This window comes from Staphylococcus caeli (genome assembly GCF_051413795.1).
GTDB classification, from domain to species: Bacteria; Bacillota; Bacilli; order Staphylococcales; family Staphylococcaceae; genus Staphylococcus; species Staphylococcus caeli_A.
Genome location: NZ_JBOIRQ010000037.1, coordinates 1 through 8,595, shown reverse-complemented (window position 1 = coordinate 8,595; position 8,595 = coordinate 1). Strand labels below are relative to the sequence as shown.

Genomic DNA, 8,595 nt, shown 5'->3' with positions numbered 1-8,595 from the left:
GTTGAGTCATGTTATAATTTTTATACATAAGGCACCTCGTTAATTTAGTTTAGTAGTGTTTATTAAATTATACGAAAGGGCCTTATTTTTTTGAATAGCAAAATATATATTGTACCGATTTTGTAACGTGCTGACGCCTAGGGGAATAGTATGAGTGAGAGACTACTGGCTCGAGCCATACCCCAGGCAAGCATGCACGGTCAAAATCGGAAGATTTTAAATATAAAGAGGACAAATCCTTAACGATGGATTTGTCCTCTTATTTAAGAATGGGGATTTATGTCCCAAACTCTTAAATTTAGTGAAAGTAAAAAGCTATTCCTCTAAGAATTTTTTCACTTCTTCTTTATTTTTAGCTTTATCTATTTCTAATGCACTACCATCCATAGGCGTTTGAATATCCTGATACGTACCTTTAACTGGTAACGTTACAGAATCAACATTTTTATCACCACGTATACCAAAGTTTAATCCTGATTGTATCAACGCAGAATCTGGCATATTCGTATTTAAATAACCTCTTAAAATACCTGCCACTCTCGGTAATTTTGGAATTGTATCTATACTTACAAGTTCCTGTTTAAGTGATTGCATCACTTGCTGTTGCCTACGTACACGACCAAAGTCGCCTTCAGCATCATGTCTAAATCTAGCATATCCTAGTAACTCTTTACCATTTAAGCGATGATGTCCTTTTTTCAATGACACGCCAATATTTTCTGACATATCTTTTTCAACATCAATAGGAACACCATTAGGCTCTAGTTCATCTATCATTTTTTCAAAACCAGTAAAGTCTAAAATAGCATAATATTCTGGATCAATACCTAAATTTTCCTTTAGTGTTTGCCTCAACAACTCAGGTCCACCAATAGAATAGGCTGAATTAATTTTATGTTGACCATTACCTGGAATATCAGCATAAATATCACGCATCACAGACATCATTTTCATCTTTTTATGAATATAATCGTATTGCGCAATCATAATAGAATCTGTTCTAGAAATACCGCCTTGTTCTTTATCTGCACCTAAGACCATCACGGTAATTTTACCGTCATTTTTTACAGCACCATTAAACTTATGCTGTTTTAGCGTCTTACCTTGATCTTTAGCATACTTTATACCTGAGTTATAGCCATGTATTGAATAGCCAATAACAACTGCCAAGATTATGATAAAAAATAAAATAATAAATGGAAGTTTCCTAAATCGCTTCTTTTTCACCCTCCGCATTGGGGGCGTATTCGTATTACTACTTGTGTTTTCACTACTTCTAAGTTTGTCTTCGCTCATTTCTCTCAACCTTATACCTTCAAAATTGCACATCTATGTACTATAATTAACATATATTAAAGTTATATAAAAAGTGTATAAAAATCAAGTAATATCTTAATAAATGGTACTAAGGTCTAATACGGAAAGGAAGTTAATCATGAATATAAATAAAGCATACTTCGCTGGAGGTTGCTTCTGGTGCATGGTCAAACCCTTCGATACTTTTGAAGGCATCGAGAAAGTCACTTCAGGTTATATGGGAGGTCATGTGGAATACCCTTCATATGAACAAGTCAAGACTGGCAACACTGGCCATTTAGAAACAGTTGAAATAGAATATGATGTCGCTCTCTTTTCATATAATAAATTATTAGAAATTTTCTTTTCTGTTATAGATCCTTCTGATGCTGGTGGTCAATTTCAAGATAGAGGAGAACAATATAAAACGGCTATTTTCTATACAAACGAAGACCAAAAGTTAGTTGCCGAAGATTATATTGAAAAATTAAAGCATACAATCAATAAAGATAAAGCAATTGCTACACAAATTTTACCTGCTTCTAAATTCTATGAAGCCGAACCAGAGCATCAAGATTTTTATAAAAAAAATCCTGAACGCTATGCCAAAGAACAACAAGATCGCCAAAACTACCAAAATAATAATCATAACTAATAAACCGGAGCAGCTTATGCTGCATCCGGTTTATTTATTTCATAACGACAATACTTTTATTTTTGTTGTTTCATTTCTAAAGGTATTTTATGTTTCTTTTCAACTTTCTTCCCTTCAATTAAGTTCATCACTGTCTTAATGCTTTCTTCGCCCATCAAATGAGGTTGTTGGGCTACAGTAGCGAATAATTTTTGGTTATCTACTGATTTAATCGCATCTTCATTACCATCGAATCCAATAACTTTAATATCTTTATTTCCTACCGCTTCTACGGCACCTAATGCCATTTCATCATTTTGAGCAAAAATAGCTTTAATATCGGGATGAGCCTGAATAATGTTTTGTGTTACATTCAATCCTTCAGTTCGATTAAATTTAGCGCTTTGTTTTGAGACAACATCTAATGAGTCATCGGCAACATTATGGAACCCCTTACCCCGTTCTCGAGTAGCACTTGCTCCTGGAATACCTTCTAATTCAGCAACTTTAGTATCTTCGCCAAATTTCTCAGCGATTAATTTTCCTGCCATCTCGCCACCTTTAACATTATCTGAAGCAATAAATGACGCCACTTTTCCTTTAGCTACTTCTCTGTCTAATGTCACTACAGGTATATTTTGATCATTCGCAATTTGAATACTACCCGATATAGCATCAGAATCTGTAGGATTTACAATAAGATAATCTACATTCTGCTGTATTAAGTCATCAATGTCATTCGCTTGTTTAGCAGCATCATCTTGAGCATCTGCAAATTTAACTTTAACACCTTGTTTCTTAGCTTCTGCTTCAATACCATCTTTAATCTTTACAAAAAATGGATTATTCAGCGTAGAAATACTCACACCAATGACAATATCTTCTTTTTTCTTATCTGATTTGCCACTGTCATTTTGTTCCAAAGGTGATTCTAATGAACACCCTGTAAGAAAGAGTAACGTCGCAATTATTATCATCCATACTTTTTTCATTTAATCATCACCAATCACTATTTATTTTTTCTATCAATTAATACTGCAATAATAATTACAACACCTTTAACGACTTGTTGATAAAATGAAGAAACACCTAGTAAGTTTAAGCCATTATTTAAAACACCGATAATAAGTACGCCAATTAAAGTACCAAGTATACGTCCTTTACCACCTGTTAAAGATGTACCACCAAGCACTACAGCTGCAATAGCATCAAGTTCATAAGACATTCCCGCAGTTGGTTGTGCTGAGTTTAAACGAGACGTCAATATTGCACCTGCCATTGCGGACATCAAGCCAGCTAAACTATAAATCATAATTTTTAATTTATTAACTTTAATTCCTGATATAAAAGCAGCTTTCTCATTACCACCCATTGCATACGTTTGTCTGCCAAACACTGTTTTATGTAAAATAATATAAAGTATGATGAAAGTGATAAACATCGTTACAGCAGGTACAGGTATTCCTAAAAAATAACCTCTACCAAACAGTTGGAATGCATAGTTCCCATTTAAATTAGTAATAGGATTACCATCCGTTATAACCAATGTAACACCTCTAAATACGGTCATAGTAGCTAATGTTGCAATAAATGGTGCCATCTTACCTAAAGTGATTAAAAGGCCATTTATAGCACCTAAAATCGCTCCAAATATACAGCCAACTAATAATGCTATGATTGAATCCACACCTGAGATCATCATAATCGCAATCGCAGCACTCGATAAAGCCAATGTAGAACCGACAGATAGATCTATGCCACCAGTTAAAATAACAAAGGTCATACCAAATGCGATTAACCCATTAATCGATACTTGTCGTAATAAATTAAACAAATTTGATGGTTCCAAAAATGCACTATTTAATACACTTATTATAATTACCAATAAAATTAAACCAATAAATGGAATAATTTTTTCTAAATACGAGAATGATAAACTAGACTGTTTCATTGATTTTCCCTCCAGTAGCTAAAGTCATAATATTTTCTTCTGATATATCAGCTTTTTCTAAAACACCAGCTATATTACCTTCATGTACCACAGCAACTCTATCACTCATACCAATAATTTCAGGTAACTCTGATGAAATCATGATGATTGACATGCCCCGTTCTGTAAGTTCATGCATCAATTGATAGATTTCACGTTTGGCTCCAACATCAATACCTCTTGTCGGTTCATCTAATATTAATACATGTGGTGCTGTAGCAATCCATTTTGCAAGCACAACCTTTTGTTGGTTCCCTCCAGATAGGTCTATACAACTATCATCTTGTTTACCTTTGATATTTAAACGTTGAATCATTTTCTCCGTATAATCCTTCATCGTATGCTCTGTTAAAAATCCCGATTTCGAAAAACTTTTTAATGCTGGTAATGAAATATTTTCTAATATAGAATCTTGAAGCACTAGCCCCTCTTCTTTTCTATTTTCTGTAATAAATGCTAAGCCATGTTGAATAGCTCGATTAGGATTATCGATATGAATAACATGATCATTCAATGTCACCTGCATATCTCCTTTATCCAATCCGAAAAGTACACGCATAATTTCTGAGCGACCCGCTCCCATCAAACCACTGAATCCTAGTATTTCACCCTTATGTAAGTCAAAATGTATGTTTTTTAATTTATGCTCAGAGGAATGCAGCTTATTGACAGATAATACACATGCTCCCTGATTATATTGTCTTGTTGGATATTGATGCTCTAGATCTCTACCGATCATTGCTTTGATAATTTCAGACGGTGTTGTAGTTTCAGTTGTCGAAGTTAATATGGAGCGTCCATCTCTCATAACTGTAATGCGATCTGAAATATTAAAAATTTCCTCCATTCTATGTGAAATATAAACAAATGAAACACCTTCACTTTTTAACTTTCTGATTTGATTAAACAGAACGTCTATCTCTGTATTTGTCAAAGCAGCAGTCGGTTCATCCATGATAATCACTTTAGAGTCTTGCATAAGCGCTTTGCTAATTTCGAGCATTTGTTGCATACCAATAGATAAAGAGCCAGCCATCTGATTTAAGTCGACATCGATATTTAATTTTTGAAATAGTTCCTTTGCTTGTAATTTCATCGTATGTGTATCTATAATTCCTAAAAGCTTTGTTGGTTCTTTGCCTAAAAATAAATTTTCTAGAACCGTTAAATTAGGCCATATGTTTAATTCTTGTTGAATAAACGACACACCATTTATTTCAGCATCTTTAGTATTTTTAAAGTGAAGCGGCTCACCATTTTCAAAAATATTACCTTTATCCGCTTCATGAACGCCCGTTAGAATCTTCATCAACGTACTTTTACCTGCACCATTTTCTCCCATTAGCGCATGTACTTCAGCATCGCCAATTTCAAAATCCACACCCATAAGCACATTATTTTGTCCAAATGATTTGTGAATTTGCTTCATTTGTATCATCATTTAACCTCCTTTAAAATAAAACACCACTTGTTAATATTGCATTAGCATAAGGTGTTGCTTCGCCAGTTCGAATGACCGCTTTTACATTTTCACTATGCGTTTTTAAATCATGGTGTGACTTTGTTGTAATATTTATACTTTCAGCAACTAATTGTGAATATATTACTCTATTATCTGAAATCATTTCGTCAGCGATTGTAATGGATTCTATAACCATATGTTTTTTAATTAAATGAAAAACGTCTAAAAATGTAGGCTTCCCAAATTCCAAAGCAAGGTCTATCTTCTTAACACCTTGTGGAACAGGCAGACCACAATCTGCAATAATAATTTGATCAGTATGCCCTAAATCACTTAGTAATTTGGATATTTCACTATTTAGAATACCTGTTTTATACATTAAGCTATGCCCCCATATATATGTAACCCGTTACATATTTCGTATTATTTTCTAATACTTGCGCGTTTCCTAACTGAAAGAGCCACTTCATTATCAAGTTGTGTCTTCCTACTACCTCCTACATTCAGTAATTGCGAAACTGCTAATTCACCTAAATGGTACGCAGATTGATCGATAGTTGTAATTTGTGGAAAAGTCATCTCTGAAAAAGGAATATTATCGTATCCAATAACTTGTAAATCTGTTGGAACTATATAACCATATTGTTGAATACGCCCCAAAATCTTTATCGCTAATAAATCATTACTACAAATAATGCTATCCACTTGTTGTTGCTGAATACAGTCAAACAACTTATCATTATCATCAATAGATTGAGCGCTCATTCTTATAAACTTTATGTCATGTTCATTTAATACAGATTCCACACCTTCAATACGTTGATTAAATGCATTAATCGATAAATCCTCATGGATAATTAATACACTTTTACTATTGCCATCATGAATAATTTGGGCTTGGAGCTTGCCACCTTCAAAATGATTTGTAGCTATTCCCCCATGCTCATGATTAGTTCGGTCAATAAAGACAAATGGGATTTTCATAGGTTTTAATACATTTTCAATATCATGTTCATTTAATGCTGTCGTTATCAAACCTGCACAATTATATGATGCAAATGTTGATAGATAAGTTCTGACTTTGTCACTATCATTATCACTATTTCCAATCAATACTTGATAACCATACTTCACCGCAATATCCTCGACACCTCGTGCAATTAAAGTAAAAAATGGATTGCTAATATCCGGGAGCAACAAGCCGATTATCTTTGATTTTTGTTTAAATAACGTGCGTGCTGCTTCATTAGGTTGATAGTTTAATTGTTGAATTGCTTTTTCAATCTTTTCCTTAGTTTTTTCCTTCACATAACCATTGTTGTTAATCACCCTTGAAACTGTAGCAACAGAACATCCTGCTAATTGGGCAACCTCTTTAATTGTCGGCATAAAAACCACCTCACTATATGTAACCGTTTTCATATTACCATGAATTTTATTTGTTTGATAGTCTTTTTATATGAAAAAATTATTAATTAATCTGTATTATAATAAAATATAATCTACATACCGCGCATCAAAATTTGTTAAATCATACAGTTATACTTTTTAGTTTAAAAAAACTGGAACACGTATTTATGCCCCAGCTTAAATAACTCATTTTATTTTAAGATTTACTACTAAATATATTAAATAGTTGAATAACAATACCGATAATGATAATAATTAACGCACTATAAATTAATACCTCGACTGTACCTCCTTGAGTAAGGATAACGCCGCCTAATGCAGCACCCATTGCACTACCAAAATAATTTACAGAACTATTTAACGCAACTGAGGTGCTACCGTGTTCTCTATGATTCTGTAATAAAATATGTTGCTGAGGTGCTTGAGTAGCCCAACCCATAGCTCCCCAAAGCAAAAATGGTAGAAGTCCCAAAAGTGGTACTTTAATTAATATAGGTATCAGTCCTATACTGCAACCTAAAAATATTAAAATCACCAACATTAATATTTGAGTATTTTTAAATTTATCAATAGCTATACCTACCGTAAAACTACCTAGAACACCACCAATACCCCATGTAGTCAAAAATATAGCTATATTCTCTGATGAAAGTGATTTTTCAATAATTTCTGCAAGATAAGTATATAGTCCTAAACTAGCGATTGAAGCACAAATCGTTACAGAGATGACTTTTAAAACTTGAATGTCTAAAAATAATGCAAATCTTGTTGCAATACTTGGAGGAGCAGATATTTTAAAATTAGGTAATAAAATGAAAATACATATAAATGCTAATAGACTAAGCACTACAATGACAGCAATTGAGTAACGCCATCCCATGATACTAGATAATTGCAAACCCAAAGGTACTCCAATTACTGTTCCTATGCTCATACCTCCAACAACAAAAGCCAAGGCTTGTCCTTTATGTTTTGTATCAACCAAGTAACTACCTGCACTGACTGCCATTGGTGAAAAAATACCCGCGCCTAGCCCAGCTATACACCTTGATATGATATATGTAGAATAATTTGGAGCTGCAATAGTCATTAGATTAGCTAACCCAAAAATACATAAAGCAACCAACAATATATTTTTGACAGGATATTTAGCTAGAAGTGCTGAAAAAACAGGTGCAGATAACGCAAAGCACAAAGTAAAAACCGTAACACCTTGACCAATTTCTGCACTCGTCTTATTAAAACTTCTACTCATTTCTGGTAATAGCCCTGCTACAATATATGTATCCATGCCTAAAGCAAACATACCTAATGCTAAAACCCATATCTTTCTCATAAAACCAACTCCATCACTAATTTTTGGAAACTAAGACTTAAAATATTTAATTTATAAGCATCTTCATTAAATTTATAGATTAAGTGTAATATGATATACATATTAAGAGAATAATGAATGAGTTAAATGAGGTATTAAGTACTTGTTAAAAGGGAGATTACACATGAATATAGATTATATAGAGGATTACATAAAAGTTGCAGAATGTAGAAGTCTCAACCATGCTTCTAGTTTGCTTAATATTAGTACACCTGCGTTAAGCAAACGGATCAAACAAGTAGAAACATATTTTGGGTGCCATTTATTCTATAGAACATCTCGGGGGATTTTTCTGAATAAAAATGGTGAACTTGTTTTAGAAAAATTTTTATTAATGGACGGATTGTAATATTAAGTGCAACACTCTTAAAATTTCATAAAAAAATGCCCATAAACGGCACTCTATTGTAAGATGTTAATAACCACAA

General features: G+C 33.2%; 9 protein-coding genes. 2 read left to right on the top strand and 7 right to left on the bottom strand.

Annotation, left to right across the window (positions count from 1 at the left end):
* Positions 1-315 precede the first annotated feature (315 nt).
* Positions 316-1,296, bottom strand: coding sequence for an LCP family protein (locus ACSULM_RS12205; protein ID WP_436863075.1), 981 nt, complete (start codon positions 1,294-1,296; stop codon positions 316-318).
* 139 nt (positions 1,297-1,435) lie between these two features.
* Between ACSULM_RS12205 and msrA the strand changes: the two genes are divergently transcribed.
* The gene (gene msrA, locus ACSULM_RS12200; RefSeq protein WP_436863073.1) at positions 1,436-1,951 is read left to right on the top strand and encodes a peptide-methionine (S)-S-oxide reductase MsrA; all 516 of its coding nucleotides are present in this window, start codon (positions 1,436-1,438) and stop codon (positions 1,949-1,951) included.
* A 56-nt stretch (positions 1,952-2,007) separates the two neighbouring features.
* On the opposite strand, the gene ACSULM_RS12195 is transcribed toward msrA, so the two are convergent.
* The 6 genes from ACSULM_RS12195 to ACSULM_RS12170 all read right to left on the bottom strand — a co-directional run bounded on the left by ACSULM_RS12195 (position 2,008) and on the right by ACSULM_RS12170 (position 8,128).
* The gene (locus tag ACSULM_RS12195) at positions 2,008-2,922 is read right to left on the bottom strand and encodes a D-ribose ABC transporter substrate-binding protein (protein ID WP_436863071.1); all 915 of its coding nucleotides are present in this window, start codon (positions 2,920-2,922) and stop codon (positions 2,008-2,010) included.
* 17 nt (positions 2,923-2,939) lie between these two features.
* Complete coding sequence (locus ACSULM_RS12190; RefSeq protein ID WP_436863069.1) at positions 2,940-3,881, bottom strand: ABC transporter permease; 942 nt, start codon at positions 3,879-3,881, stop codon at positions 2,940-2,942.
* The gene (locus ACSULM_RS12185; protein ID WP_436863067.1) at positions 3,868-5,358 is read right to left on the bottom strand and encodes a sugar ABC transporter ATP-binding protein; all 1,491 of its coding nucleotides are present in this window, start codon (positions 5,356-5,358) and stop codon (positions 3,868-3,870) included. Before ACSULM_RS12185 ends, ACSULM_RS12190 begins: the two co-directional genes overlap by 14 nt.
* 13 nt (positions 5,359-5,371) lie before the next feature.
* Positions 5,372-5,761 carry a D-ribose pyranase gene (rbsD, locus tag ACSULM_RS12180; RefSeq protein WP_436863065.1) on the bottom strand — a complete coding sequence of 130 codons (390 nt, stop codon included), beginning with the start codon at positions 5,759-5,761 and terminating at the stop codon, positions 5,372-5,374.
* A 44-nt stretch (positions 5,762-5,805) separates the two neighbouring features.
* On the bottom strand, positions 5,806-6,771 hold the full coding sequence (locus ACSULM_RS12175; protein WP_436863063.1) for a LacI family DNA-binding transcriptional regulator: 966 nt from the start codon (positions 6,769-6,771) through the stop codon (positions 5,806-5,808).
* 217 nt (positions 6,772-6,988) lie between these two features.
* On the bottom strand, positions 6,989-8,128 hold the full coding sequence (locus ACSULM_RS12170; protein WP_436863061.1) for an MFS transporter: 1,140 nt from the start codon (positions 8,126-8,128) through the stop codon (positions 6,989-6,991).
* Between the two features lie 163 nt (positions 8,129-8,291).
* On the opposite strand from ACSULM_RS12170, the gene ACSULM_RS12165 reads away from it, so the two are divergent.
* Positions 8,292-8,516 (top strand): helix-turn-helix domain-containing protein, encoded by a 225-nt coding sequence (locus tag ACSULM_RS12165; RefSeq protein WP_436863059.1) that lies wholly within the window; start codon positions 8,292-8,294, stop codon positions 8,514-8,516.
* Positions 8,517-8,595: the final 79 nt, after the last annotated feature.